Origin of the sequence: Limnobacter sp. SAORIC-690 (assembly GCF_002954425.1) — a bacterium.
Classification (GTDB): Bacteria; Pseudomonadota; Gammaproteobacteria; order Burkholderiales; family Burkholderiaceae_B; genus Limnobacter; species Limnobacter profundi.
This window is the reverse complement of the sequence record NZ_MQVZ01000001.1, coordinates 1,466,627-1,493,461: the sequence shown is the minus strand read 5'-3', so window position 1 is coordinate 1,493,461 and position 26,835 is coordinate 1,466,627. Positions and strand designations below refer to the sequence as shown.

Annotated in this window: 27 protein-coding genes; 3 read left to right on the top strand and 24 right to left on the bottom strand. The window is 52.8% G+C overall.

Going from position 1 to position 26,835, the window contains the following annotated elements; all coding sequences use genetic code 11:
• Positions 1-2 precede the first annotated feature (2 nt).
• Entirely contained in the window at positions 3-968 is a 966-nt protein-coding gene (gene waaC, locus BSZ31_RS07115; protein ID WP_105028158.1) for a lipopolysaccharide heptosyltransferase I, read from the bottom strand.
• A gap of 86 nt (positions 969-1,054) precedes the next feature.
• Here waaC and BSZ31_RS07110 point away from each other — a divergent pair, with 86 nt between their 5' ends.
• Complete coding sequence (locus BSZ31_RS07110) at positions 1,055-1,861, top strand: glycosyltransferase family 2 protein (protein WP_105028157.1); 807 nt, start codon at positions 1,055-1,057, stop codon at positions 1,859-1,861.
• Between the two features lie 309 nt (positions 1,862-2,170).
• Here the strand turns inward: BSZ31_RS07110 and BSZ31_RS07105 are convergent, their stop codons facing one another.
• The 7 genes from BSZ31_RS07105 to BSZ31_RS07075 all read right to left on the bottom strand — a co-directional run bounded on the left by BSZ31_RS07105 (position 2,171) and on the right by BSZ31_RS07075 (position 9,696).
• On the bottom strand, positions 2,171-2,899 hold the full coding sequence (locus BSZ31_RS07105) for an amino acid ABC transporter ATP-binding protein (protein WP_105028156.1): 729 nt from the start codon (positions 2,897-2,899) through the stop codon (positions 2,171-2,173).
• Between the two features lie 12 nt (positions 2,900-2,911).
• Positions 2,912-3,598 carry an amino acid ABC transporter permease gene (locus tag BSZ31_RS07100; protein ID WP_105028155.1) on the bottom strand — a complete coding sequence of 229 codons (687 nt, stop codon included), beginning with the start codon at positions 3,596-3,598 and terminating at the stop codon, positions 2,912-2,914.
• The gene (locus tag BSZ31_RS07095) at positions 3,598-4,338 is read right to left on the bottom strand and encodes an amino acid ABC transporter permease (protein ID WP_105028154.1); all 741 of its coding nucleotides are present in this window, start codon (positions 4,336-4,338) and stop codon (positions 3,598-3,600) included. The genes BSZ31_RS07100 and BSZ31_RS07095 overlap by 1 nt, the downstream gene beginning before the upstream one ends.
• A gap of 95 nt (positions 4,339-4,433) precedes the next feature.
• Entirely contained in the window at positions 4,434-5,333 is a 900-nt protein-coding gene (locus BSZ31_RS07090; protein WP_105029790.1) for a transporter substrate-binding domain-containing protein, read from the bottom strand.
• Positions 5,334-5,410: 77 nt separating this feature from the next.
• Entirely contained in the window at positions 5,411-6,829 is a 1,419-nt protein-coding gene (aspA, locus tag BSZ31_RS07085) for an aspartate ammonia-lyase (RefSeq protein ID WP_105029789.1), read from the bottom strand.
• A gap of 136 nt (positions 6,830-6,965) precedes the next feature.
• Positions 6,966-7,877 (bottom strand): LysR family transcriptional regulator, encoded by a 912-nt coding sequence (locus BSZ31_RS07080; protein WP_105028153.1) that lies wholly within the window; start codon positions 7,875-7,877, stop codon positions 6,966-6,968.
• Complete coding sequence (locus BSZ31_RS07075) at positions 7,858-9,696, bottom strand: ABC transporter ATP-binding protein/permease (RefSeq protein ID WP_105028152.1); 1,839 nt, start codon at positions 9,694-9,696, stop codon at positions 7,858-7,860. The genes BSZ31_RS07080 and BSZ31_RS07075 overlap by 20 nt, the downstream gene beginning before the upstream one ends.
• 91 nt (positions 9,697-9,787) lie before the next feature.
• Between BSZ31_RS07075 and BSZ31_RS07070 the strand changes: the two genes are divergently transcribed.
• Positions 9,788-10,606 carry an SDR family oxidoreductase gene (locus BSZ31_RS07070; protein WP_105028151.1) on the top strand — a complete coding sequence of 273 codons (819 nt, stop codon included), beginning with the start codon at positions 9,788-9,790 and terminating at the stop codon, positions 10,604-10,606.
• 19 nt (positions 10,607-10,625) lie between these two features.
• Here BSZ31_RS07070 and BSZ31_RS07065 read toward each other — a convergent pair whose 3' ends face one another.
• Positions 10,626-11,027 carry a hypothetical protein gene (locus tag BSZ31_RS07065; protein ID WP_105028150.1) on the bottom strand — a complete coding sequence of 134 codons (402 nt, stop codon included), beginning with the start codon at positions 11,025-11,027 and terminating at the stop codon, positions 10,626-10,628.
• A 145-nt stretch (positions 11,028-11,172) separates the two neighbouring features.
• Here BSZ31_RS07065 and BSZ31_RS07060 point away from each other — a divergent pair, with 145 nt between their 5' ends.
• On the top strand, positions 11,173-11,577 hold the full coding sequence (locus BSZ31_RS07060; protein ID WP_168426887.1) for an acyl-CoA thioesterase: 405 nt from the start codon (positions 11,173-11,175) through the stop codon (positions 11,575-11,577).
• A 10-nt stretch (positions 11,578-11,587) separates the two neighbouring features.
• Here the strand turns inward: BSZ31_RS07060 and BSZ31_RS07055 are convergent, their stop codons facing one another.
• From BSZ31_RS07055 to BSZ31_RS06985, 15 genes are all read right to left on the bottom strand, one after another.
• Positions 11,588-12,463 carry a GntR family transcriptional regulator gene (locus BSZ31_RS07055; RefSeq protein ID WP_105028149.1) on the bottom strand — a complete coding sequence of 292 codons (876 nt, stop codon included), beginning with the start codon at positions 12,461-12,463 and terminating at the stop codon, positions 11,588-11,590.
• Between the two features lie 145 nt (positions 12,464-12,608).
• Positions 12,609-14,111: a tripartite tricarboxylate transporter permease gene (locus tag BSZ31_RS07050; protein WP_105028148.1), complete on the bottom strand. Its 1,503-nt coding sequence runs from the start codon at positions 14,109-14,111 to the stop codon at positions 12,609-12,611.
• Between the two features lie 2 nt (positions 14,112-14,113).
• Entirely contained in the window at positions 14,114-14,566 is a 453-nt protein-coding gene (locus tag BSZ31_RS07045) for a tripartite tricarboxylate transporter TctB family protein (protein ID WP_105028147.1), read from the bottom strand.
• Positions 14,567-14,585: 19 nt separating this feature from the next.
• A complete protein-coding gene (locus tag BSZ31_RS07040) occupies positions 14,586-15,563 on the bottom strand; it encodes a tripartite tricarboxylate transporter substrate binding protein BugD (protein WP_105028146.1) in 978 nt (325 codons plus the stop codon).
• Positions 15,564-15,935: 372 nt separating this feature from the next.
• Positions 15,936-16,223: a hypothetical protein gene (locus tag BSZ31_RS07035; protein WP_105028145.1), complete on the bottom strand. Its 288-nt coding sequence runs from the start codon at positions 16,221-16,223 to the stop codon at positions 15,936-15,938.
• A gap of 83 nt (positions 16,224-16,306) precedes the next feature.
• Positions 16,307-16,552 (bottom strand): GlsB/YeaQ/YmgE family stress response membrane protein, encoded by a 246-nt coding sequence (locus BSZ31_RS07030; RefSeq protein WP_105028144.1) that lies wholly within the window; start codon positions 16,550-16,552, stop codon positions 16,307-16,309.
• Between the two features lie 9 nt (positions 16,553-16,561).
• A complete protein-coding gene (locus tag BSZ31_RS07025; protein WP_105028143.1) occupies positions 16,562-16,822 on the bottom strand; it encodes a DUF2007 domain-containing protein in 261 nt (86 codons plus the stop codon).
• A gap of 68 nt (positions 16,823-16,890) precedes the next feature.
• The gene (locus tag BSZ31_RS07020) at positions 16,891-18,456 is read right to left on the bottom strand and encodes a PQQ-dependent sugar dehydrogenase (protein WP_240605666.1); all 1,566 of its coding nucleotides are present in this window, start codon (positions 18,454-18,456) and stop codon (positions 16,891-16,893) included.
• Positions 18,457-18,521: 65 nt separating this feature from the next.
• On the bottom strand, positions 18,522-18,866 hold the full coding sequence (locus tag BSZ31_RS07015) for a DUF2845 domain-containing protein (protein ID WP_105028142.1): 345 nt from the start codon (positions 18,864-18,866) through the stop codon (positions 18,522-18,524).
• Positions 18,867-18,945: 79 nt separating this feature from the next.
• Positions 18,946-19,746, bottom strand: coding sequence for an acyl-CoA thioesterase II (locus tag BSZ31_RS07010; protein ID WP_105028141.1), 801 nt, complete (start codon positions 19,744-19,746; stop codon positions 18,946-18,948).
• A 24-nt stretch (positions 19,747-19,770) separates the two neighbouring features.
• Positions 19,771-20,538 carry an enoyl-CoA hydratase gene (locus BSZ31_RS07005; protein ID WP_105029786.1) on the bottom strand — a complete coding sequence of 256 codons (768 nt, stop codon included), beginning with the start codon at positions 20,536-20,538 and terminating at the stop codon, positions 19,771-19,773.
• 86 nt (positions 20,539-20,624) lie between these two features.
• On the bottom strand, positions 20,625-21,824 hold the full coding sequence (locus BSZ31_RS07000; RefSeq protein ID WP_105028140.1) for an acetyl-CoA C-acyltransferase: 1,200 nt from the start codon (positions 21,822-21,824) through the stop codon (positions 20,625-20,627).
• A gap of 15 nt (positions 21,825-21,839) precedes the next feature.
• Positions 21,840-24,245 carry a 3-hydroxyacyl-CoA dehydrogenase/enoyl-CoA hydratase family protein gene (locus BSZ31_RS06995; protein ID WP_105028139.1) on the bottom strand — a complete coding sequence of 802 codons (2,406 nt, stop codon included), beginning with the start codon at positions 24,243-24,245 and terminating at the stop codon, positions 21,840-21,842.
• Between the two features lie 76 nt (positions 24,246-24,321).
• Positions 24,322-26,112, bottom strand: a complete 1,791-nt coding sequence (locus BSZ31_RS06990; protein WP_105028138.1) for an acyl-CoA dehydrogenase C-terminal domain-containing protein — start codon at positions 26,110-26,112, stop codon at positions 24,322-24,324.
• 17 nt (positions 26,113-26,129) lie between these two features.
• Positions 26,130-26,744 carry a TetR/AcrR family transcriptional regulator gene (locus BSZ31_RS06985; RefSeq protein WP_105028137.1) on the bottom strand — a complete coding sequence of 205 codons (615 nt, stop codon included), beginning with the start codon at positions 26,742-26,744 and terminating at the stop codon, positions 26,130-26,132.
• Positions 26,745-26,835 lie beyond the last annotated feature (91 nt).

The following is a 26,835-nucleotide window of genomic DNA, read 5'->3' as shown; positions in this document are numbered from 1 at the left end:
ACTCAAAGTTTATTTCCCCGTAGCAAACGCGTTGCCGCCTCGAACACCTCCCCCACGGCAGGCTCTCGACCTACATCACCCAAACTGATGGCATGAGGATTAAAGCGCGGCGCAAATCGCCATGCAGGTGTAGCAAAGAACAAAGCAACCATGGGTAAATAATGCGCAGCTGCCAGATGCGTTATACCAGTATCCACACCAATGACCAGGCCAGCTCGTTCAAGGCGAAGGCGCAATTCGCCCAAAGCCATGCGAGGCAGTACTTCAACCCGTGTGATGCCGGCCGCAATTTTTTCCGCCTGCTGGTGTTCCGCTTCACTACCCCAAGGCAGTTTGACTGAATAACCCAGGTCTGAAAATCGATGAGCCAACTCACGCCATTTCACCAGCGGCCATTTTTTTTCGTCTCGGGCAGTGGCGTGCAAAAACCAGATCTCGGCTCCGCGGGGAATAGTCGGAAGTACCTTTGGGGGAGTGATGTCGTAGAACACAGGCTTGCCAAACAAACGGTAGCCCAACAACCCGGCGGCCAACTCCCGAAGACGCTCGACTGCATGGGCCTGCGGATCCCACCCAGCTCGCTTTGAATAAAAAAGGCAGGCCAGACTTTCCTTCGCATAAGAGAAACCTGGCCCCATTAGCGTGCCCTTTGCAGCGCGGGCCAGTGCTGCACTTTTGATCAACCCCTGCAAATCAACAATCGCATCGTATCGTCTGTCCGACAACTGATTTCTGAGCAGCTTCCATTGCTGCCACGTGTGGCGAATTCCCAGCTTGCGCCACTTGCGTAAATTCACCGGGACTATTTCGTGAACATGGCGGCTGCCCCGCACCAGATCCGCAAATGGCTCCTCCACCATCCAGTCGATCTGAATGGTGGGATCGTGGGTATGAACATCATTCAAAACCGGCAAGGCATGAATGACATCTCCCATGGAAGTGGTCTTAACAATTAAGATACGCTTCATCTAGCGCTTAGGTTGATCGCAACCGCATCATTGTAAGCGGCAAGCGAGTAGCCAATCCGAATCCGCTCAGCCAAGGAACGATAAATTTGAACACTGCAGCCAACAACCGCATCGCCCTCTCCGCGGTGCTGATCACCTTGAATGCCGACAAACAAATAGCTGAAGCCTTGGAAAGCCTGCAATTTTGTGCCGATTTGGTGGTGGTGGACTCCAATAGCACGGATGACACAATTGAAATTGCGCAAAAATGCGGTGCACGGGTTGTGCAGCAAGACTGGCTGGGATTTGGTCCACAAAAACAGTTTGCAGTGACACAGGCTACCCATGATTGGGTACTGTGCCTGGACGCAGACGAACGAGTAACGCCTGAGCTGGAGCGCAGTATTCGAGCGGTCATACAACAAGCCGAACAGGGGCTTTTACCAGTGGATGTTGCCGGATTTGACATGCCCCGCTGTAACTTCTTTTTAGGCCGTTACCTTCGCCATGGCGAGGGTTATCCCGATTATTCACGCCGATTGTTTAACCGAAAGATGGCCAACTGGAGCAATGACGCAGTCCATGAAAAAGTGGAATGCACAATTCCAGATACACGTTTTGAAAAGCTTGAAGGCGACTTGCTGCACGAATCGGCTGAAAGCCTGGAAAGTTACCTGACCAAACAGAACAGATACACCAGTATCCAGGCACAACACCTGGCAGCACACGGAAGATGGCCAGGGCTGGGAAAACTAATGCTGTCGCCGGTGGTGCGATTCATCAAGTTTTACCTGGTGCGAAAGGGCTTTCTGGATGGCTGGCCCGGGCTGGTTCACATTGCAATTGGGTGCTTTAACAGTTTTATGAAGTATGCCAAGACGCGGGAGTTGATGCAGCAAAAACGTGAGCGCTGATTGGCGTGCGGCGTGCGTGATACTAGTCAAGCACCTGACCCTGCGTAAGCCCCGTTTGCGTGAAGGCCCAAAGGAACGACGCGGGATTATCGCTGATACATCGCCGATGCAGCACAAGCTTGCATGTCGCTTGCGGCATCCATTGCAGATGGGAGAAGAAACGGCCACAGCCGCGCACATCACCTTGGGCGAGGCGGTTGGGCAAGCTTAGCTAGGTGGGAATTCTTCAGCACGCGCCCGCATCCAGGCGCAGCGTTGAATCAAGGTGCTGCCGCCAGAGCCCAAGCCCCGGCAGCACAGAACTCAGGATCAATGACCCAGAATTTTCGAAAGGAACAATTGCGCACGCTCCGAGCGTGGTGTACCAAAAAAGTCTTCCTTGGTGCAGTCTTCAACAATATTGCCTTGATCCATGAAAATAACCCGGTCTGCAACCTTGCGAGCAAAACCCATTTCGTGGGTTACGCACATCATGGTCATGCCTTCCTGAGCCAATTCCACCATCACATCAAGAACCTCGTTCACCATTTCAGGGTCAAGCGCCGAGGTGGGTTCATCAAACAACATGCAAATCGGGTCCATCGACAATGCGCGTGCAATCGCCACCCGCTGTTGCTGACCACCTGACAACTGCCCGGGAAACTTCTCGGCTTGGGCCTTCAAACCCACCCGATCCAACAAGCCCAAACCTTTTGCAACAGCCTCTTCTTTGGATCGACCCAGTACCTTGATTTGTGCCAAGGTCAGGTTCTCGGTGATGGTCAAGTGCGGGAACAATTCAAAGTTTTGAAACACCATGCCCACACGTGAACGCAACTTGGGCAGATCTGTACCTTTGGCACCCACCGAAACACCATCTACGGTGATAGTGCCTTCCTGGAAAGGCTCAAGCATGTTCACAGTTTTAATCAGGGTAGATTTACCTGAACCGGAAGGACCACACACCACCACTACTTCCCCTTTCTTGACAGAGGTTGTGCAATTGGTGAGCACCCTGAAACTGCCATACCACTTACTTACTTTATTGATTTCAATCACAGTGCTCTCCTGTTATCGAATGATTTGAGTTTTTCTCTGGAGCGCTTTGACCAGCATGGACAAGCTGAAACAGATCGCCAGATAAACCAAGGCTACAAAGGTGTACATCTCAACCAACGCGCTGTCGCGCTGCGCAATTTTTGATGCAGCACCCAGGAAATCGGTTACAGACAACACATACACCAGCGATGTGTCTTGGAACAAAATAATGGTTTGAGTCAACAACACCGGAAGCATGTTGCGGAAGGCCTGTGGCAATACAATTTTCGCCATGGTCAAACGGTAGTTCAAACCCAGTGCCTGCGCGGCTGCCACCTGTCCTTTCGGAATACTTTGAATACCCGCCCGCATGATTTCGCAGAAAAATGCGGCTTCAAACATGATGAAGGTGATGTAAGCAGACCTGTCAGGACCAATTTGTGGCGGGCGTTCATAACCCATGACTGACTGCAAGACCACCGGCACCAGAAAATAGAACCAGAAGATCACCAGAATCAGGGGAATGGAACGCATGAGGTTGACGTAACCCGCTGCGATCATGGCCAGTGGCTTGATGCCAGACAAACGGGCCAAAGCCAACAATGTGCCAAAGAAAATACCGCCCAAACAGGCCACCACGGTGAGCTGCACCGTATAACCCAGACCCTGCATGAGGTACGGCAATGAAGTAGTGATTGCACTGAAGTCAAAATTGTTCATTATTTACCTCCAGTGATGTAGCCGGGCACAGCGGTTCGGCGTTCGACCAAAGCCATGACACGGTTCACCGTCATTGCCACAATCACGTACAACACAGTGGCGGCAATGTAAGCTTCAAAAAACGCAAAGGTGACTTCGCCCATTTCACGGGTTCTGAAGGTGAGTTCAGTCAGGCCAATCGTTAATGCCACCGAGGAGTTTTTAATCAGGTTCATGGCCTCGGAGGTCATGGGAGGAACAATGATTCGGTAGGCCATGGGCAACAACACGAAGCGATAGGTCTGACTTTCGGTCAAGCCCAAAGCGTAACCCGCAGCACGTTGCCCGCGTGACAGAGACAAAATACCCGACTTGACCTGCTCGGCCACCCTGGACGCTGTAAACAAGCCCAAACAGACTACTGAGGCCAGAAACTGCACGAAGGTGGGGTCTTGTTCAATCGACCAATCTTTCAAGGCCGGGATGAACTCTGGCACCACAAAATACCAGAGAAAAAATTGGACAATCAGGGGGATGTTGCGGAAAATTTCCACGTACGCATTGCCCAGAAAAGCCAAGGGCTTGTTGGAGGTGGTGCGCAAAACACCCATCAAGGAACCCACAGTGAAGGCAATGACGCCCGCAACTGCGGATGTGGCAAGGGTCCACAGCAGGCCGGAAAACAACATTTCCCACCACACCAGGGTTTCGCCTTCCACAATCGGCTGAAAAAACAACAGCCAATTCAGGTCGCTATTCATTTTGGATACTCCCGAGTCAATATTCTCGGCCAATACAAGTAAAAGGCCGGCTCACGTTTGAAACGCACAGCCGGCCCGTGACTGACTAGGGCAGTTTATTTAACGCCTTTGTCGTTTGGATTCGCGAATGCTTCCTTCAACAGCGGAGACATCGGGAAATTCAGGTTGACGTTCTTCGGTGGAATCGGGCTCATGAACCACTTCGCGTAAAGCTTTTCAGCTTCGCCAGACTTGATCATGCTATTTACAGTCTCGTCGACCAATGCCTTGAACTGAGGATCATCCTTGCGCAACATGATGCCATAGGGTTCTGTGCGCAGAATTTCTGGCAAGAACATGAACTCATCCGGATTTTTGCTTTGAGCAACCAAACCGGCAATCAGGATGTCGTCCATTACGAAAGCCTTGGCACGGTCATTGGCCACCAACAGGAAGCTTTCAGCATGGTCTTTGCCGTAAATTTCCTTGAAGTTGATGTTTGCACCCTTCTCGTTTTGCTTGATCAACTGAACTGAGGTGGTACCTGAAGTTGTCGCGATGGGTTGACCATCCAGATCGGCCAGTGACTTAATGCCACTGCTTTTCTTCACGACCACTTTCACGCTGGTGATGAAGGTGCTGTTTGCGAAAGAAACCTGTTCCTGACGAGCCACGGAGTTGGTGGTAGAACCACATTCCATGTCGATGGTGCCGTTTTGCAGCAACGGGATGCGGTTTGCAGAAGTAACTGGTTGCAATTGCACATTCAGGTTTGGCATTTTCAACTTGGCTTTGACCGCATCAACAACCTTGTTGCACATGTCCATGTGGTAGCCGATCGGCTTTTGGTTGTTGTCCAGGTATGAAAACGGAACAGAGGACTCACGGTAACCCACCACGATGGTTTTGGTCTCGGAAATCTTTTTCAAAGTACCCGTGAGATCTTGGGCAACTGCGGGCTGAACAGCGGCTACACTGGCCACGGCCAACGCTGCTGCGAGGAGATTCCTTTTCATTTTTGCTCCTTGAATGAAAAAATTAAGCACAAACTGTGCACACACCCTGCGCCATACGAACCAGGTTCGAGACGGTATTAAAGTTTTATTCTCCGAGGACGGGTGAGAACCTCGGGCCTGAGTATTTCATTCAACTGCTGCTCTGACAGTAAGCCTTTTTCGAGAACAAGCTCGGAAACCTTCCGGCCAGTTTTCAATGCAGTTTTTGCAATCTCAGATGCTTGATCATAGCCTATGTAAGGGTTCAGTGAGGTGGCCAAACTGGCTGATTCCTCGACCCTTTGACGCAAAAGTGACTCATTTGCGGTAATCCCTAATACGCAATTTTTCGTCAACGTTTTGCAAGCGGCTGTCAGGTGGTAAATACTCTTGAACAGGCTCCATGCAATGATGGGCTCGAACGCATTCAGCTGCAGTTGGCCAGCCTCGGCCGCCATGGTGACGGTGACATCGTTACCAATCACCTCAAATGCCACTTGGTTCACCACTTCCGGGATCACCGGATTCACCTTGCCAGGCATGATGGAAGAGCCTGCAGCCCGCGGCGGCAGATTAATCTCGTTCAGACCAGCCTGGGGCCCTGAGGACAGCAAGCGCAGATCGTTGCACATCTTGGACAACTTCACGGCCACGCGCTTGAGCACGCCAGAGAGCTGGACAAAAGATCCAGTGTCCTGAGTGGCCTCGACGAGATCGGCTGCAGTCACAAGGCCCAGCTGGGTGATTTCTTCGAGATAATGACGGGCACGAGCTGCATATTCCGGGTCGGTATTAATGCCGGTACCGATGGCAGTAGCCCCCAGATTGATTTCAGAGATCAAGCTGGTCGCCTCGCGCAGGCGTGCCATGTCTTCACCCAACATGACGGAGAAAGTTGCGAACTCTTGCCCCAAAGTCATGGGCACGGCGTCCTGCAGCTGGGTGCGGCCGATTTTCAGGATTTTCCGGAATTCAAAGGCTTTTTCGCCGAAGGCCTCTTTCAGTTCTTCCATCGCGACCAACAGACCGGAGATGGCGTTGATCAGGCCGATTTTGACAGCAGTGGGGTACACATCGTTGGTGCTTTGAGAAGCGTTCACATGCTCAATCGGGTGCACCATTTTGTAATCACCCTTTTTACCGCCCAGTATTTCAATGGCGCGGTTGGCAATCACTTCGTTGGCATTCATATTGGTCGAGGTGCCCGCACCGCCCTGAATGACGTCCACCACGAACTGGTCATGAAGTTTGCCGGTCCGAATTTCCTTGCAAGCCTGGGTGATGGCTTTGGCCAAATCGTGGGGAACAGTGTCCAGGTCTGCATTGGCCTTGGTAGCAGCCCATTTGACCGCAGCCAGTGCATTGATAAGTTCGGGGGCGTTGTAAAGCGGAAAACCAGTAATTTGGTAATTGTCGAGGGCGCGGCTGGTGTGCACTCCCCAGTAGGCCTCAGCGGGAATCTTCTTTTCACCAAGAAGGTCTTTTTCCACGCGATGCTCTGAGTGCTGCTTGACCATGTCATCCCCTGACGAATTCTGAATGTGGGCCATGCTAAATCTTTAGTGGCCAGCACTCCAATACTTAATCAGCATTAAACCATGCATTTCGCGCATATCCAAAGAAACCCTAATAAGGGTTATCCACAGAGGGGGATTAGTCAGGCCAGTAATGCCAGATTAAATCCGCCTGCTCATGCGCGGCAGAATTCTCGGTATGACGCTGTATGCGCCGATACAAGCGAACCTCCATGTCAGTGAAATAGGGCCCTTGAATTTTGCAAAGGCCGGACCCGGGCAGCACCGCGCTTTCGGGTAACCAGGCCACACCCAAGCCCGCTTCACACATCGATTTCAAACTTTCAGACATGTCCGTTTCGAACAGTGATTTTTTCAAAAAGAGTGGGCCTGCTTCCATCGCGATGTCGGTCATCTTCGACAGATAAGCATGTTTGGAATACGACAGATAGGGCACGGGCAAAGGCGCCAATGGGTCCAGCGAATAGACCGGGTTGCCCTCGACGGTCATGGCGCTGTATGGCTCAAACCGTTCCGTGCCCAACACCCGCACCTCAAACTTGCTGGGGTCGAGTTCAATCGGTTCCCGGCTGTGGTGGTAGCAAACCAGAAAATCACTTGCACCGTCAGTGAAGTACAACACGGCATCGTGCACGTTGCTGGCCGTTAGCTGAAAACTCAGATCGGGCAAACGGTCGGCAAGCTTGGCTTTCAAACTGCTGACCCAATGCGGCGCCTTGCTGCAGGCCAAGGTGTGCGGCACCACCAATCGGATGGGTTGGCGGCTTTGCAGGCTGCCGCCCCGAACAATCGTTCGGGCCTGCCGGATTTGCTCCAGCATGGTGAGCGCCTGTTCGTAAAACACCTCACCTTGCGGGCTCAGTCGCGTGGGGTAAGATCCCCGGTCAATCAACTCGCAGCCCAGCCAACCCTCAAGCGCCTGAATACGGCGTGAGAAAGCGGGCTGCGTGACGCACCTCAGGTTGGCCGCTTTCGAAAAATTCTTGGTTTGGGCCAGCGTGATGAAATCTTCAAGCCATTTGGTTTCCATGGGCAGACGCGTTGGGTTGACTGTGCTGTTGAATCAGCCACATTCGGGCGTATTCACCATTCTTGTCAAGTAGTGATTCATGGCTGCCACTTTCGATCACCTCACCCTGACTAATCACCAGAATTTGGTGAGCATGCACCACCGTGCTTAAACGGTGGGCAATGATCAAGGTAGTGCGGTTGCGGGACAGCATTTGCAGCTCTTGCTGAATGGCGCGTTCTGATTTGGAATCCAGCGCTGAAGTGGCCTCGTCGAAAATAAGAATCGCCGGATTTTTCAAGATGGTGCGGGCAATGGCCACGCGTTGCTTCTCTCCACCTGAAAGCTTGAGCCCACGCTCACCCACCTGTGTTTTGTAACCATCGGGCTGATTCACGATAAATTCGTGAATGTGGGCAGCCTTGGCGGCAGCTTCAATTTCAGCCTGTGTGGCATCGGGCCGACCGTAGGCAATGTTGTAAGCAATGGTGTCGTTAAATAGCACAGTGTCTTGAGGAACAATGCCAATGCTTCTCCTCAATGAAATCTGTGTGACGTCCCGAATGTCTTGCCCATCAATGAGAATGGCGCCATCCGTGACCTCATAGAAGCGGTACAGCAAACGCGACAACGTAGATTTACCCGCACCGCTGTGGCCTACCACCGCCACGGTATGGCCTGCGGGCACCGAGAACGACATGTTCTTCAGCACCATGCGGCGTTCGTCATACGCAAAGTTCACGTTGCGAAATTCTATGGCACCTCCTTTTACCTGCAGATCAGGAGCATGTGGCCTGTCTTTGACTTCCAGGTTTTCATCCATCAGGCCAAACATTCGTTCGATGTCAGCCAAAGCCTGCTTGATTTCCCGGTAAATGACACCCAAAAAATTCAGAGGAATATACAGCTGAATCATGAAGGCGTTCACCAGCACCAAATCACCCAAAGTCATTGACCCGTCCAGCACACCAGCGGTTGCACGCCACAACACCAAAGTCACCGCCACGGCGATGATCGCACTTTGCCCGGTATTCAAAAGAGTGAGGGATTTTTGCGAGCGAATGGCAGCCTCTTGCCAGGCGGCCATGCTTTTGTTGTACCGATCGGACTCAAAACGCTCGTTGCCGAAATACTTCACGGTTTCATAGTTGATCAGCGAGTCGACTGCACGCACATTGGCTTTGGAATCCAGGTCGTTCATGGTGCGGCGAAAATGCAGTCGCCATTCCGTGATTTTTACGGTGAAGAAAATGTACAAGGTCAGTGCCACCGCCGTGATGACCGAGAACCAGATGTCGTAGTTGAGGAACAAATAGCCCACTACCAGTACGATCTCGATCAGTGTTGGCAGGATGCTGTACAGCGTGTAGCTCACCAGGCTTGAAATGGCTCGGGATCCACGCTCGATGTCGCGGGTCACCCCTCCGGTTTGACGATTCAAATGAAACCGCAGCGACAGCGCATGCAGGTAATCAAACACCTGAATGGCAATGGCCCGCACTGCATTCTGGGTGACCCGGGCAAACAGGAATTCTCGCAGCTCGGTGAAGACCGTGGTAGACAGGCGCAACAAACCGTAAGCCACCAACAACACTGCCGGCATGGAGGCTGCGGCCAGCAAGGCATTGCTCTGCAAAAGCGGCGTCAGCTCATCGATGATTTCCTTGAGCACCAGAGGCACGCCCATGTTGGCGACCTTGGCAAGCACCAGGCAGGCAATCGCGAAAATAACCCGCCACTTGTATTCCCACAGATAAGGCAAAAGCTGGGCGATGGTGCCCCAGTCGCTTCGTTTTCGGGGTCTTGGTGGGGCGGACTCCACCGGTGCGGTTCTGCGCATGCGATACTTCTCGGTACAAAAAAGAGGTGATTGGCAATGCTACCACTCGCCTCGGCACACGAGCCACACACTCAGCAGGAGACAAAAGCAAATGGCAAGTATTCAAAACAAAGTGATTGTAATCACCGGGGCTTCAGAAGGTATTGGTGCGGCATTGGCCATCAAACTGGCCCAAGGCAACAAACTGGTGCTGGCGGCACGCCGACTCAAAAAACTTCAAGAGGTCGGCAAACAGGTGGTGGCGGCTGGCGGGCAGGTCCACTGTGTGGCCTGTGACGTGATGGAACAGGCCCAATGCGAGAACCTGGTGGAAGAATCAGTGAAAGCCTTTGGCGGTATTGACATGATTGTGAATAATGCGGGCGTCTCGATGCATGCGTGGTTTGAAGACATCACCGACTTGGGTACCTTTGAGAGACTGTTCCGCGTCAATGTGATGAGCATGGTTTGGATTACCCACAAGGCACTGCCCCACATCAAGAAATCCAAAGGCTTGATCGTGGGCGTTTCCAGCCTGGCTGGCAAAACGGGTGTGCCCGCCCGCACCACCTATTGCACCAGCAAATTTGCAATGAGTGGTTTTATGGAAGCACTGCGCATTGAATTGATGGGCACAGGTGTGGACGTGTGCGCAATTTTCCCGGGTGTGGTGGATACGGAAATTCGCCGCAACGGTTTGAACCCGAATGGCGAGCGCGCTGGTGTTTCAGGCCTTCGCGAGAAAGGCGCCATGACGGTTGAGCAGTGTGTGAACGAAATCGTGGATGCCATGGCCGAACGCAAGCGAGAATGGGTAATGACAGCCAAAGGGCGCTTGGGCCTGAAGCTGAAACCGTTTGTGCCAGCCGTGATCGACAAAATGGCCAAAGATGCCTTGGACGATGAACACGGCGGCAGAAAGTCAGCCTGAACGTAACCTATACCTCGGTTCAGGCGCCAAACAACATGACCGCCTGAACCACCACCGCCAATACGCTCAAGGCCAAAACAACGCCCAACACAGTAACGGCTTTGCGATTGGATTCGATTTGTGCAACCAGTTGCGTGTTTTGACTGGCCAACTCTTTGATGACCTCCGCAGATTGAACCACTTGAGCCTGCAAATCGGTGATCGTTTGCTCAGCCGCATGCAGGCGATGTTCCAGCTTTTCGACGGCGGCCATGTCCGTGGCCAACATCACATCGGTCACGTCGCTCTCGGTTTCACCATCCACCCGCTTTTTGGACACGCTGTTCCACAGCTTGACCGCACCATCGGCCACTTTGGGCGCATTTTTAATCACCTCGCCCCATGGCACCATTTGCAACACCGTTACCCAACCTGCAGCCATCGCTTCCTCAACTCATGGACTCAATAAAACCCCATTATCGTCTGTTTCATGAAATGGGGTTGGAAGCATGCACCTAGAATGAAATGCAGACTCTAGGTGCTCAGCGTTACAATCGAAAGTTAAACCAACAACAAAGCACCTGCACATGAGCACACCCAAACCCATTTTGTTACCTGTCGACCGTGAACCCGTGATTCGGGTCATTCCCATGCCCAGAGACTCCAACGCGTCGGGCGACGTGTTTGGCGGCTGGATTATGGCGCAGGTGGACCTGGCTGGTTCGGTACCAGCGACAGCCCACGCCAAAGGCAGAATTGTGACCGTGGCAGTGAACGAGTTTATTTTCAAGGAACCCGTGTTTGTGGGTGATTTGTGCAGCTTTTATGCCGAAGTGGTAAAGGTGGGCAGAACCTCCATGCAAATTTACGTGGAGGTGTTTGCGCAACGCCGCTTGAAACCCGACGATGTGGCCAAGGTAACTGAGGCCTATGTAACCTATGTGGCTGTAGACGAGAACCGGAATTCCCGCCCCGTGGACCCGCTTAAATAAAATATTCGCTTCAGAAGTGTGAGAGGTCTTGTTGATGCATTTCGAATGCGAACTCGACTTCGTTCACATGCTGCCAGGAACTTTGGCCCTTGGCCTGCTTGCGCGACAACTCGATTCGGTAGTCGTATCGATCGGGGCGATACAGGCCTTTGAGCACTTGCACTGGCCTGCCATTTTCATCGTAAGCCACCCGTGAAATAGCCAGCAAAGGCGCACCCACCGGCACGCCCAAGGCATAGGCTACCGAAGCATCGGCAAGCCTTGCAGAAATGGTTTGGCGGGCTTTGGCCACCTTCACCCCTGCTTCTTCAAGCAGCACCAAAATTGGAAACTCGCGTAGGCGTCGGCGACAAATGCGTCCCGACAAATCCTGTGGAATAAAGCTGGTCAGGTGCGCCACTGGCTGCCCGTCAAGCTGACGAATGCGAATCAGTTTTTCGACGATGGCATCGCTGGGCAAATGCAAGAGCGTTGCAATGTCGGGCGGTGGCAAAATACGTTTGGACGTGATGAGTTGCAAATCGGACGAATCACCACTGGCCTGCAAACGCATGGCCGAAGCGCTCAACAACTGGCTTTGCCCCACCGAGGAGTTACGTGACTCGGTGCGCGGTTTTACGAATGTACCCTTGCCACGCCCCCTTGCGACCAAGCCTTCTTTGACAAGGTCTTGCAGCGCACGACGCATGGTGACGCGTGACACATTGAACTGCTCAGCCAAGACCAACTCACCGGGCAAAGGCTTGGTGTCGTAGTGCCCTTCGATAATACGCTCGCGCAATATCAGATAGATTTGGTGGTAAAGGGGAACGACTTGATTCGGGTCTAATTTGCTGTCACCGAAATTCGATTCTTCTGGGGATGCGGCGGGAAACTGACTGTCCATTCGTACTGTCCAAATGCTACTGGGCTACGAAATGGATAATACAACACAATGCAACACAATTCATACTGAATACGTGCCTGAAAAAAACAAGGGCTATTGAAACAACGCTTCAATGGCCCTTGATGATCATGTATCCAATTGAAACTTATTCTTCGTGAAATGCCTCTTCCCGCTTCTTGCGAATTGAAGGCATGAACACCACGATCAGGGCAATTGCCGCGATGGCCAGCATGGTTGCACTAATGGGGCGTGTAACAAGCACGGAGAAGTCGCCGCGAGAAAGCAACAAAGCCCTGCGCAGGTACTCTTCCATCATTGGGCCCAGAATAAAGCCCAACAGCAATGGCGCCGGCTCGCACTTCAATTTAGAGAAGATGTAGCCCAACACACCGAAGCCAGCCAACAAGTACACATCAAACAACTTGTTGCCCAAACTGAACACCCCAATACAGCAGAACACCAGAATCATGGGGTACAGGAAATGATAAGGCACCGAGATCATTTTGACCCAGATACCAATCAAGGGCAGATTCAGAACCACCAGAAACAGGTTACCGATCCACATGGAGACGATGATGCCCCAGAACAAAGCTGGCTGCTCGGTCATGACCGCTGGACCTGGCGTAATCCCTTGAATGATCATGGCACCGATCATCAGGGCCATCACAGGGTTGGACGGTATACCCAAGGTTAGCAAGGGGATGAACGAGGTTTGAGCGCCTGCATTGTTGGCTGACTCGGGACCAGCAACACCTTCGATTGCACCCTTGCCAAACTGCTCGGGTGTTTTCGAGATTTTTTTCTCGATGGAGTAAGAAGCAAACGAAGCCAGCATGGCACCGCCACCGGGCAAAATGCCCAGCAAGGAGCCCAAACCAGTACCGCGAACGATAGGCCAAGCCATGCGCTTGAGATCGTCCTTGTTTGGCAACAAACCCTGAACCTTGGACACCATGGCAGAACGCAAGTGTTCCTCTTCGAGGTTCTTGATGATTTCGCCCAAGCCAAACATGCCCATGGCCAGAATCACGAAGTTAATGCCCTCGGCCATGTAGGGTGTGTCGAAAGTGTAGCGCTCCATGCCTGAATTCACATCGGTACCTGCCATGCCCATGAGCAAACCCAGCACGATCATGCCGAATGCTTGCAACAAGGAACCGCTTGCCAGCACCACAGAGGCGACCAAACCAACCACCATCAACGAGAAATATTCGGCTGCACCAAACTGCAAGGCGATGTCTGCCAAAGGTGGCGCAAACAATGCCAGCAATACGGTTGCGAAAGTACCAGCCACGAAAGAGCCGATTGCCGCAGTGGCCAAAGCCTTGCCCGCCTTGCCTTGGCGAGCCATTTGATAACCGTCGAGTGCGGTAACCACCGAAGAGGATTCGCCTGGCAAATTGACCAGAATGGCCGTGGTGGAACCACCATACTGAGCGCCGTAATAAATACCGGACAACATGATGAGAGACGACACTGGCGGCAGGCCGAAGGTGATTGGCAACAACATGGCAATCGTGGCAGTGGGGCCTAAGCCTGGCAGCACACCAATTGCCGTACCCAGAAAAACACCGATCAGGCAAAACAACAGGTTATTGATCGTGAAAGCTGTTTCAAGACCAATTGAAAGATTAGCGAGAAGTTCCATGTTTACATTCCAAACCAAGACCCAAAAATGGGCAGCGGAATACCCAAACCTTTGACGAATACCAGGCTACAAAAAATAGCCGCGCCAAAAGCAATACCCAGGGTGAACTTCCAATTGAAAAATTTGCTGGCCATTGCAGAAATACCGAACACCGCCATGACTGCAATTGCAAGACCTGCACCTTCCACCAACAAGGCAAATACAATGATGGAAATGGTGACGTAAATAATTTTTGAAAAGGCAAAGCCTTTCAGGGGTTCGCCTTCAACAATGAATGAGCGAACCAGTGAGGCTGCGCCAATCAAAATAAGCAAACCACTTAATACTTTGGGAAAATAGCCGGGGCCCATGCTAATGGCTGTGCCCATTTCATAGTCAGCAGCCATGTACAAAGCTGCTGCACCGATAATCAGGTACAGCAGCCCGGCCCAAAAGTCTCGTAAATCTTTTGGCATTTTAGATCTCTGTTATAGATCAGTCAGCGTACTGACCAGCTTTGTCGATAATTGGCTTCCAACGTGCAATTTCAGCATCCAGGTGCTTGCGCAAGGCGGCTGGTGTGGCTTGGTCTTGAGGCACTGGCTCGGTGCCCAATTCAGCAAAACGCGAAATCACTGCTGGGTCTTTCAAGGCTGTTTGCAGAGACTTGCTCAGGCGATCAATGATGGGCTTGGGTGTGCCTTTGGGGGCATACAAACCGTGCCAAACACCCACTTCAAAACCAGGCAAACCAGCCTTGTCCAATGTTGGCAGATCAGGCAAAGAGGCCACTGGCTTTTTGGTGGTCACGGCGTAGGCCTTGATTTTTCCGCCTTTGATTTGGCTGGTGGTGTTGGTGGTTTGGTCACACATGAAGTCGACCTGACCGCCCAACAAATCGTTCATGGCTGGGCCAGTGCCTTTGTAAGGAACCGTTGTAAGGTCTACACCCACAGCTGTCTGGAACAACATGCCGCACAGGTGCGAAGCTGAACCAATACCTGCATTGGCGTAAGTCACTTTGTCTTTGTTGGTTTTGATGTAGGCCAGCAATTCCTGCATGTTTTTGGCAGGCATATTGCCACGGGCCACGATGGTCATGGGTACATCGGTTACCAGGCCAATGGTTTCAAAGTCGGTTGATGCGTTGTACGACAGCTTGCGATACAAGGAAGGCGCAGTGGACTGACCAATGTGGTGAAGGAAAATGTTGTAGCCATCGGGTGCAGAACGGGCCGCCTTGCCAGCAGCCAGGGTTCCGCCTGCACCGCCGAGGTTTTCAACAATCACTTGTTGGCCCAGGTCTTTGGACATGGACTGTGCAATCAAACGACCCACCGTGTCAGTTGGGCCACCCGCTGCAAATGGGATCAGCATGGTGATGACTTTGGACGGGTAAGCATCTTGGGCTTGCACGGAACCCACCAAGCCCAACAGGGCAACTGCCAATACGGATTTAATCGATTTCTTCACGGAACTCTCCTTGTGATTTGTATCAGAATGTCAACTGCGAAAGCTGTTTTTCTTATTGAATTTCCACACATATTTGCGCAGGTGGATGGAGTATCAGCATGCCCGTGATGCGCAGCAATTGTGGTTTTCCATATACGCAGAAACCACAGCATGAGCCATTCGGAGAGAAGTTCAAATCAAAAAAACACTGCTCAACGAACCTAAAAAAACAATTAGATTATGAAAATAAACTAAATTACTATTAAAAATAAGTAAAAATGTTTATTTCTAAAATAATAGTTAATAAATTGATATTAATTGAAAGGGTAACCCAATCACCTACCCAGCAAAAAACGGATAAAAAAATAGACTAATGCGGTCAATGAGCGACCATTATTTTTTTGTTTGAGTACTCAACCAGTCGTTCAAGGCGGTTGCAACCACCTGATTAATGCCTTCATTTGTACCGACTGCGTATTCACGCAGGCGACTCACCAAATCAGCAGGCAGACGGTAGTTCACCGGCACCAGTTTACTGGCAGGTATTTCAGCGGCGCGCTCACGTTTGTTGTTTTGTGCTTTGGAAGCTTGACCGAAACGATCAGGAAGGCTTTCGGATTTCAGTGAACCGTCAAGTTTCTTGGCCATGTTTTTGGCCATGTCGGTGGATTTAAGCGCCATGAGGTTCCTGAGGAAAGGGGCAGATCGGGAACGAAGTATAGCGCCAAACCACGCCCCGAGGTGAGCCAACGATCAAGCCACAGTCAAGCCCGTTTGATCAAACGAATCAACATCAACAAAACCACTGCGCCGATGGTTGCCACCACAATGCTTCCCAACAAACCGCCGCCACTGGAAACCCCCAGTGAGTTGAACAGGAAACCGCCCACAAAAGCACCAATTACGCCAACTACCAAGTCGCCAATCAAACCGAAACCACCGCCCCGAACCAACTTTCCAGCCAGCCAGCCCGCAACAATCCCAACCAGCAAAAAGACCAATAAACTCATTTTTCTCTCCTAAAACGAATGGACGAAACGTGAAGACGTGACCAAATCGCCAGAAGAAAGGTCGTTTTTCTCGTAGTCGGCAACCAATGCGGCAGCCTGATCAAAGTGCTCAGAAGCGACAAAAACGTTGGCAAAACCAGTGGGGGAAAGGTCGCCGACAGCGCCCTGAAGAAAATGGCCGCCCACGTAAGTGGATATTTCGCAGGCGTTCAGCATACCGGCAACAATGTGCGCCTCGATAATGTTGCCCGCTCTATAAACAATTTCCATGTTGCCCCCTTGTTCAGCAAGACTAGCCGAAAACAAGGGAGCAGGTAAACACATCATGTGACTGAATGCTAACGGGCACTCACGCGAAGTACCTTGCCATCCGAGCTGTCGGTCAACAGGTAGATTGCTCCATCGGGGCCTGTGCGAACATCCCTGAAACGCGCACCCACTTCTTTAAACAACACTTCTTCTTCAGACGCTTTGTTGCCTTTCAACACCACTCGACTGACCTGCTGGGCTTTCAATGCACCCACCAGCAAATTGCCTTTCCACTGCGGAAACATATCGCCGTTGTACACGGTGATGCCTGAGGGCGCGATGGACGGCACCCAGTAAATTGCGGGTTGTTGAGTACCCTCATATTCTTTGAAGGGTGAAATTTGTGCACCGGTGTAGTCGATGCCGTAGGTGGCTTTGGGCCAACCGTAATTGGTCCCGGGGGTAATCACGTTCACTTCGTCACCACCACGCGGACCATGCTCATGAGCGATCAATCGTTTGTTGGCGGCATCGTAGGCCAGGCCCTGAACGTTTCGATGACCGTAACTATAAATTTCGGGTTTGGCGCCCTGTTTGCCCACAAAGGGATTGTCTTTGGGCACAGAGCCATCGGCATTGAGCCGAACAATTTTTCCAAGGTGATTCGACAAATTCTGCGCTTCTTCACGATAACTGTAACCATCACCCAGTGTCACGATCAGCGTGTTGTCGGGCAGCCACGCCATGCGCCCGCCGTAGTGCGCACTGCCAGACTTCGCCATTTGCGAGCGGAATATTTCTTTGACATTCGCAAGGCTGTTCTCGCCAAGCTTGGCGCTGGCCACACACAGATGGTTTGCACTGCGCGTGCCGCAGGCATAGCTGAGAAAAATTTGCTGACTTTGCGCAAAATCGTGGGAGGGCAAGACATCAAACAAACCCGCCTGGCCGCCATAAAATACCTTCGGGACACCAGCGAGTGGGGCATTCACCAATTTGCCATCGGCGGCCACCAGGCGCAGCTGGCCAGGTTTCTCGGTGATCAAAGCGCGGCCATCAGGTAAAAATGCCATGGACCATGGACTGTCCAAACCATCGGCAAAAGTCTCGATTGTGTAGGGTTTGGTAGATTGGGCCTGGGCTTGGTCGGGTGGCAGCGCAATACCGGCAATCAGTAATGCAAGAATTGCGGGACTGGCCGACAGTTTGCGGGTCGACAGTTTGGCGAACAAGGCGCCCGAGGCTGCGGCGGCTGCAAGCATGGAAAACATGCCCCCGACGGTGCGGGTGGAGGAAATCAGTATTGGCATTGGTGCAATCATGTCGACCACTTTGAAAGTTACCCACAAACCCAGTGCAGCACCGAAAACACACCAAAAGGTGCGCCATGCAGTGCCGGTGAAACGCGTGAACAGCAATGCGACGGCCTGAGATACCGCAAAACTGCACCCAAAGATGACTGCATAAACTGGCGAGAAGTTCCCGAGATCGTGCAGGGTGGTGTGAAGCCGCGTACCCCATGGAATGACAACCCCCAGGTTTTGCAAGGCCTGCAAATTGACCTGCGACTGCACCAGGGTGCCCAGCAAGGAACCCAGCAACCAGACCAAAAGCCAAACCAGAAAAACCGAAAACCGTTTGTTTGCGTGATTCATGAAAGCATGCCCAAGACGGTCGGCACGTGCCGAACCTGATGTGTTAACAAAATAATTCGATTGATTTATTCAGGTTGTCGCCCATATGAAATGGACTGAACCACGCCCCCCCGAAAGCGTACGGTGGCAATCAAATTACCCTGCCCCCTGTCGTACACCCACACTTCTACGGGCAGGCAAGGTACCAGCGATTGCGCAAACGGAGAGGGAACCGGTTGCAGGGTACCGGGAAAATACACTGGATCACAAAAAGTATCTTTCAAAGCGGGTTGCCCGCATTTGTAGAGCACAGAGACCCGGCTGTCGCCCTCATAGGCACTGCCCTGGGTGCACCGCAAGGCCTCTGCTTTTGCCGGTGAAATCAGACAAAACAGGGCAAACATTCCGATTGTGAGCAGTGCATGTTTCATGGTTCAACTGTCTCCTTCGTGGATTCGACAGCCTGGAAAAAACGAAAGTTCAGTGAACAGCACAATCAACCGAGAAGGCCTAGCCGTAAACCGCTACCACCTGATAGCCCAGCGATGCCAGTTGACCATCCGGGGTCCACAGCTTGGCGCTTTGATTCACGTAACCATCAGATCCGGCTTTGGTTTCCATGTCGATTTGGAACCAACCCTCGCTGTCGATGTTGGCAGGAATGGGTGGCAATTCAAGTGACCAACTAACCGAACTGGCCATGACAGGCCCTTTAAAGTGGCTAAGGCAAGGTGTGGGCGGGCCATCACTGAGCATCACAATCAACACCTCGGGACTCAGGTTTTTGTCTGTGGCACGGATGTAGATACCACTTTCCCAAAACGGGTTGCCCATGTAGGGAATGCTGCCGATGGCCCAGCGCATTTCGACATGCTGCAAAAAGTTGGGCGTGATTTTGGGTATGAAAGGCAATGCCGGTAATTCTTCAACTTTTTTGGGCAGAGGCTTGTGTTCAGGTGTTAGCACAGGCAACGCAGATTCACGCGGTGCCCCGAATACGCCAACCACCAAACCCGCCAAAGTTTCGTCGCTGTATATTTCGCATTGCACCTGGCTGACACTTTTGCCCTGCCGGAGCAAACGCGTGCGATACACCACATCGCCAGCGGGCACAGGGCCCACGAAATTGGTCTGCAGGGCACGCAAAGGCATGTCTATGCCAAGCGTGTCGCGCATGGCGACCACGGCAAGAGCTGACAAAAAACCACCGAACATGGTTCGGCCTTGCATCCAGTCCTCGGTGGCGGTGAAGGTAACGGTATCACCGCTCAGGCGGCGGCTGGACAGAATTTCTGAAAGTGCAACGGTCATGCTGAGCCTATGGTGCGTATTGAATTAGTTTTCGAATTGCTTGAAATTTGGGGCACGCTTTTCACCAAACGCCTTGAATGCCTCTTGTGCGGGGGCTTGTGGAATCATGCTCATGAACAGGTGCCCTTCTTCGGCCATTTTCTCGGCCACAGCAGTTTTGTTGGCCGACTTCATCAAACGCTTGGTGGTCAACAGGCTTGTGAGTGGCAGGTCGAGCAGTTTTTTCACTTGCGCTTGCACATGTGCCGCCAATGCCTCTGGTTCAAGCACATCGGAAACAATGCCGGTGTCGTAGGCTTTCAAAGCGGTGAAAATATCGCCCAACAAGAGCAATTCAGCCGCTTTCTGGTAGCCCGCAGAAATGGGCAACAACAAGCTGGAAGCCGCTTCCGGGCACAAGCCCAATTTCACAAAAGGCATGGAAAATTTTGCAGTGCTTGCTGCATACACCAAATCACAGTGCAGCAATACGGTGGTGCCGATACCAATGGCCAAACCTTGCACCTGTGCTACCACAGGCTTGGGGAACACGGAGATCATTCGCAGAAATCGAAACACAGGCGCATCGAGATCGGTGGGTGGGTTGTTCAGAAAATCGCCCAGATCGTTGCCCGCAGAGAAACAGCCTTCATGGCCTTTGAGCAACACCACTTTCACGCCACTGCTGTGCGTGGCATCGCGAAACGCGTCAGCCAGCGCGGTGTACATGGCGTTGGTAAATGAGTTTTTGCGTTCTGGCCGATTGATGGTGATGGTCATCAAGCCATTGCTGATTTCTGTTTGAATGTCCACTGCCGTATTCCCTGTCTTTTTTTGTTGTAATAACTCAAAAAACGGGTGAAGGTTTGCACCCACACCCGCTTTGATTCGCGCAGAAATTACACGCGTTCGAAGATGCCTGCTGCACCCATGCCGGTACCGATACACATGGTCACCATACCGTATTTCAGGTTGTGCCGGCGCAGTGCATGCACTACAGTAGCTGCGCGAATTGCACCGGTTGCACCCAGTGGGTGGCCCAAGGCGATTGCGCCGCCCATGGGGTTCACCTTGGCAGGGTCCAGTTCCAGGTCTTTCATGACGGCCAAGGATTGCGCGGCAAACGCCTCGTTCAATTCAAACCAGTCGATGTCGCTGGCTTTCAGGCCAGCAGTTTTCAACACGGCAGGAATTGCTTCCTTGGGGCCAATACCCATGATTTCGGGGGGCACACCACGCACGGCAAAACCGCGCCACTTGGCCAAGGGAGTGAGGTTGTAGCGCTTCACAGCTTCTTCAGAAGCCAGAATCAAGGCACCAGCACCATCACTCATTTGCGAGCTGTTACCGGCGGTCACTGATCCCTTCGCAGCGAATACAGGCTTGAGTTTAGTCAAGCCCTCAATCGATGAATCGGCACGGGGGCCTTCGTCCAGACCTACTACCTTGCTGCTGGTTTTGATTTCGCCAGTGGACAAATCGGGCGAGGCCTTGACCACGGTGAACGGTGTAATTTCATCATTGAACTCGCCAGCCTGTTGGGCAGCGATTGCTTTTTTGTGGCTGTTCAGTGCGAATTCGTCTTGCGCGTCGCGGCTGATGCCCCACTGCTGCGCAACTTTCTCAGCAGTCATGCCCATGCCATAGGCAATGCCCAGGTTCTCGTCTTTCTGGAAAATCGCATTGTTGAAGCTTGGCTTATTGCCGCTCATTGGCACCATGCTCATGCTTTCGGCGCCGGCTGCAATCATGACTTCGGCTTCGCCCATGGCAATGGCGTTGGCAGCCATTGACACAGCCGTAATACCAGACGCACAGAAGCGGTTGATCGTGACGCCACCCACAGTGTTGGGCAGACCTGCCAGCAACACAGCGATACGGGCCATGTTCATGCCCTGCTCGCCTTCGGGGAATGCACAACCCACGATCGCATCGTTGATTGAGGCTGGGTCGAGAGTTGGCACCTGGGCCATGGCGCTGGCAATGGCATGCACCAGCAGGTCATCGGGGCGGGTGTCTTTAAACACGCCACGGGGGGCCTTGCCGATTGGGGTGCGCGTTGCTGCGACAATGTAAACATCTTTACAAGTTTGAGCCATGTTTGCTCTCCTTAATTAGTTACGCACTGGCTTGCCGGTTTGCAGCATGCCCATGATTCGTTCTTGTGTCTTGGGGTTGTCGAGCAACTTCACGAAGTGCTTGCGTTCCAGGTTCAGGAACCACTCTTCATCCACCAAGGAGCCAGTTTCAATTTCGCCACCGCACACCACTTCGGCGATTACGCAGCCCAAATGGAAGTCGTAAGCAGAGATGAAACCGCCGTCGCGCATGTTGACCAGTTGCGCCTTGATGGTGGCGTAGCCTGATTTGCCTGCGGCGGGTACACCCTTGATTTTATGGGGTGGGCGATAGCCGCCGTCGAACATGGCGCGTGCGCGTGAAATGGCGACATACAGCAGTTCATGGCTGTTGAATACGATGGTGTCGGATTCCTTGATGAAGCCGAGGTCGCGACATTCCATGGCCGAAGTGCCCACCTTGGCGGTTGCTGCGGTCATGAAGCCGTCTTTCAGGAAGGCCAATACATCGGCAGAACCTGCTTTTTGAGCAGCCAAACCAGCGTTGATGGCGATTTCTTTCAAGCCACCGCCACCGGGAATCAGGCCAACGCCCACTTCCACCAGGCCCATGTAGCTTTCAAGGTTGGCCACACGTGCAGCACAGTGAATTGCAAATTCGCAACCACCGCCCAATGCCAAACCAGTCACGGCTGCGACAGTTGGAACTTGTGCATATTTCAGCGCAGCAGTGCCTTTCTGGAATTCAGCCACCATGGGTTCAATGGCCTTGCCGCCGCCCTGCATGAATGCAGGCAACATGGCTTGCAGGTCGGCACCTGCGGAGAAGGGCTCATCCGGGCTCCACAGCACCAGGCCTTTGTAGCTTTTCTCGGCCAGGGCAATGGCTTCATGGGTGCCAGTGATGACGTCTGGGCCAATGGCGTGCATTTTGGTTTTGATGGACAAAATCAGCACATCGTCGTGACCCGGTGCAGTCCAAATGCGAACAGCATCGTTCTCTTTAATGGTGGTGCCGCCGTTGTGGCCCGTCACGGTTGTTTCGCCCAATACTTTGGCGCGGAAAATTTGGCGCTGGTACACCGGCAAATCTTTGCGGGGTACGAATGAATTGCTTGCTGGGCTGAATGCGCCCGCTGTGCTGTACACACCGCCGCTGTCGGCCACTGGGCCTTCGAATACCCAGGCGGGCAGTGGTGCATTGCACAGGGCCTCGCCTGCTTCGATGTCGGCTTTCACCCACTCGGCAACCTGCTTCCAGCCTGCGGCTTGCCAGGTTTCGAATGGGCCTTCTGTCCAGCCGTAACCCCAGCGCAAACTGAAATCCACTTCACGTGCAGTGTCAGCAATATCGTTCAAATGGAATGCGATGTAGTGAAATGCGTCGCGGAAAATCGCCCACAGGAATTTGGCCTGTGGATGCTCGGAAGCACGCAGCGCAGCCATGCGTTCAGCCACGTTGCGGTTCTTCAGAATTTTCAATACAGCTTCATCGGCCTTGCCTTCAGATGGCACATAGCTGCTGGAGTTCGCATCGAACACCATGATCTGCTTGCCTTCTTTCTTGAAGAAACCGCCCTTGGTTTTCTGGCCGAGCGCGCCTTTTTCAACTAGTGTTTTCAACACGGCAGGTGTTGCGTAGCTGGGTGCAAACGGGTCGTTGGGCAGTGTGTTTTGCATGGTTGCAATCACGTGGCCCATGGTGTCCAGACCCACCACGTCGGCGGTGCGGAAGGTGGCGGATTTCGCGCGACCCAGTTTGGAACCGGTCAGTTGGTCCACGATGTCGAATGGAATACCATACTTCGCTGCTTCAGCCATGGTGGCCAGCATGCCGGCCACGCCCACGCGGTTGGCCACGAAGTTGGGCGTGTCTTTCGCAGTAATAATGCCCTTGCCCAAAGTGGTGGTCAGGAAGGTTTCCAGATTGTCCAGAATGTCCTGACGTGTGGTGCTCAAAGGAATGAGTTCACACAGGTGCATGTAGCGAGGCGGGTTGAAGAAGTGAACGCCACAGAAGCGGCTCTTGAGTTCTGCATCAAAACCTTCGCTGAGTTTGGAAATGCTCAAGCCCGATGTGTTGGTGGCAAAAATTGCAGTGGCATTGATGTGCGGTGCGACTTTTTTGTACAGGTCGTGTTTCCAGTCCATGCGTTCGGCAATGGCTTCAATCACCAGGTCGCAGCCCTGCAGCAATTCCAGGTGCTCTTCGTAGTTGGCGGCTTGCACATATTGCGCAACGTCTTTCGCGCCAAACGGTGCAGGCTTCAGTTTGGTCAGGTTCAGAATGGCTTTGTCTACGATGCCATTCTTGGGGCCTTCCTTGGCGGGCAAATCAAACAGCACCACAGGCACTTTGGCATTGGCACAGTGGGCAGCAATTTGTGCGCCCATCACGCCAGCGCCGAGCACGGCGACTTTGCGAACGATGAAATTGGACACGCGTGTCTCCTTCGAGTTAATTGGTTTGAACGCCCGCAGCCGATTGCAGGCTGCGGGGTACTACGGGACAGGTTTCTTAGAACAGGTCAGCTTCCATTTCCATCAGGCTGCTGGAACCTGCGCGCGCCTTGCGAATCAGCATGGCGGTCTCAGGCAGCATTTTCTGGAAGTAGAAACGGGCTGTGTGCAACTTGGCGGTGTAGAACTTGTCGCCACTGGCTTGTTTTTCCAGCGCGATTTTTGCAGCTTTGGCGAAGAAGTAAGCGTAGAACAGATGACCCACAACGCGCAGGTAATCCACGGCAGCAGCGCCCACTTCATCGGGGTTTTGCATGGCCTTGCCACCAATTTCCATGGTCAGCTTGCTGACCTTGTCGCCCAAATCAGCCAGGGGTTCAATGAACTCTTTCATGGCTGGGTTGTTGGCTTCTGATTCGCACAGCGCACGCACCATTTTGCCGAACTTCATCAGCTTGGCACCACCGTCGCCCAGCACCTTGCGACCCAGCAGGTCCAGTGACTGAATGGTGTTGGTGCCTTCATAAATCATGTTGATGCGGCTGTCACGAACGTATTGTTCCATGCCCCACTCGGCGATGTAGCCGTGGCCGCCATACACTTGCATACAGTGTGAAGTGGCTTCCCAGGCGTTGTCTGTGATAAAGGCTTTCACGATTGGCGTGGCCAGGGCAACCATGTCGGATGCTTCCTTGCGAACCGCTTCATCGGGGTGGTTCAGTTCTTTGTCCAGTTCCAGCGCAGTCCACATGCACAATGCGCGGCCACCTTCAGCATACGCGCGGGTGGTCAACAGCATTTTGCGCACATCGGGGTGAACGATGATGGGGTCTGCTGGCTTGTCGCTTGCCTTCGGGCCTGTCAGCGAACGGCTTTGAATGCGGTCTTTGGCATATACCACTGCGTTTTGGTAAGCCACTTCGGTCAGGCCCAGTGACTGCATGCCCACGCCCAGGCGGGCTGCGTTCATCATCACGAACATGGCCGCCAAGCCGCGGTGGGGTTGACCAATCAGCCAGCCGGTTGCGCCGTCCAGGTTCATCTGGCAAGTAGCATTGCCGTGAATACCCATTTTGTGTTCAATAGCGCCACAGAAAATCGGGTTGCGCGCACCCAGCGAGCCATCGGCATTGGGAATGAATTTCGGTACCAGGAACAGGGAAATGCCCTTGGTGCCAACGGGTGCATCGGGCAAGCGAGCCAACACCAAGTGAATGATGTTCTCGGCCATGTCATGTTCACCAGAGCTGATGAAAATTTTCGCACCGGTAATTTTGTAGCTGCCATCAGCCTGAGGTTCGGCTTTGCTGCGCAGCATGCCAAGGTCGGTACCGCAGTGTGGTTCGGTCAGGCACATGGTGCCGGTCCATTCGCCGCTGGTCAGCTTGGGCAGGTACAAATCCTTCTGTTCCTGACTGCCATGCTCGTGCAAGCAATCGTAAGCGCCGTGCGTCAAGCCGGGGTACATGGTCCAGGCCTGGTTGGCACTGTTCATCATTTCATAGAAAGCCTGGTTCACAGTCACTGGCAAGCCCTGACCACCGTAATTGGGGTCGCAGCTTAGCGAGGCCCAACCGGCTTCCACAAACTGCTGATAGGCTTCTTTGAAGCCTGTCGGTGTTTTCAGTGAATGGTCGGCCTTGTTCAAAGTACAACCTTCTGAATCGCCCACGGCGTTCAGGGGCTGCAACACTTCCGCGCAGAATTTGCCGCCTTCTTCGATGATCTGATTCACCGTGTCTGCGTCAATTTCTTCAAAGGCGGGAATGCTTTTGAAAGTAGCTTCTGCGTTCAACATTTCGTGCAGTACGAATTGCATGTCGCGGATTGGGGGCGTGTATTGGCTCATTGAAGTGTCTCCTGGTACTACTGGCTCAGAATTTCTGACGGGGTTTGCTGGTAATGCTGAATCATGCGTTCAAAGCCTTGGCGGGCCCGCTTCACAGACGAAGAATCACCCATGAGGCGACCTTGCTGGTGGGCTGCCAGAATCAGGCCGACCATCTCGAATACGAGTTGGTCCGCATGGGCCTGATTGGCCGGTAAATGATTTTCCTCGATGGCCTGTGCCGTGGCACGGTGCATTTCTTTTTGCCAGTCGCGATGCATTTTCACCAGGACATCGCGAACCGCCCCTGGCCTGTCATCGTATTCTGTCGCGCCTGAAATATAGATGCAACCACTGTCGATTTCCTTGCCGATCCGGTCAAGCCAACGCATGAAAATTGCACGCAAACGGGGCAATCCGCGGGGCTCTTTCAAACAGGGAAACAACACGGCGTTGATGAATTGGGTCTCGTACTCTTGAAGTACGGCAATTTGAAGTTCTTCTCGCGAACCGAAGTGGGCGAATACGCCGCTTTTGCTCATGGCCATTTTTTCTGCGATAGAACCAATGGTCAAACCCTCGAGTCCCTGTGTGGACGCGATTTCAAGCGCCGCCTCAACAATGGCGGCTCGGGTTTGTTCACCTTTGCGCATATAGAAAATAGACCGAACGTTCGTTTTTTTATGAGTGTACGCTATTTCTTCAGGAAAAAGGGAATGGGCCAGGTTAGAGAAATTCTTCTAG